Source organism: Streptomyces sp. SID13031 (genome assembly GCF_010548305.1).
Taxonomy (GTDB): Bacteria; Actinomycetota; Actinomycetes; order Propionibacteriales; family Kribbellaceae; genus Kribbella.
Genome location: NZ_JAAGLV010000121.1, coordinates 1 through 389 on the forward strand (window position 1 = coordinate 1; position 389 = coordinate 389).

Annotated in this window: 1 protein-coding gene; it reads left to right on the top strand. The window is 74.0% G+C overall.

Features of this window, described 5'->3' with window-relative positions; genetic code table 11:
* The coding region (gene soxR / locus G3I17_RS39520) for a redox-sensitive transcriptional activator SoxR (protein ID WP_164604545.1) at positions 1-308 on the top strand (308 nt) is incomplete at its 5' end.
* Positions 309-389 lie beyond the last annotated feature (81 nt).

A 389-nucleotide genomic window follows, 5' to 3' on the forward strand; every position in this document is an offset into this window, starting at 1 on the left:
GCTACACCCGCGACGCGCTGCGCCGCGTGGCGTTCGTGCGGGCCGCCCAGCGCGTCGGCATCCCCCTGGCCAGCATCCGCGACGCCCTCGCCCAACTCCCCGAAGGCCGCACCCCCAACCGCGAGGACTGGGCCCGGCTCTCCGAGAGCTGGCGCGGCGAGCTCGACCGTCGCATCGCCCAACTCGGCCGCCTGCGGGACCACTTGACCGACTGCATCGGCTGCGGATGCCTCTCCCTGGAGAACTGCGCGCTCTCCAACCCGGACGACGTCTTCGGCGAACGCATCACCGGCTCCCGGCTGTTGTGACCTCCCGCGCACGGGCGGCCGCCGCGACGAGTTCGGCGTTCGAGCGCGCCGCCCGCACGTCCGGCAGGTGCAGCACGTCTC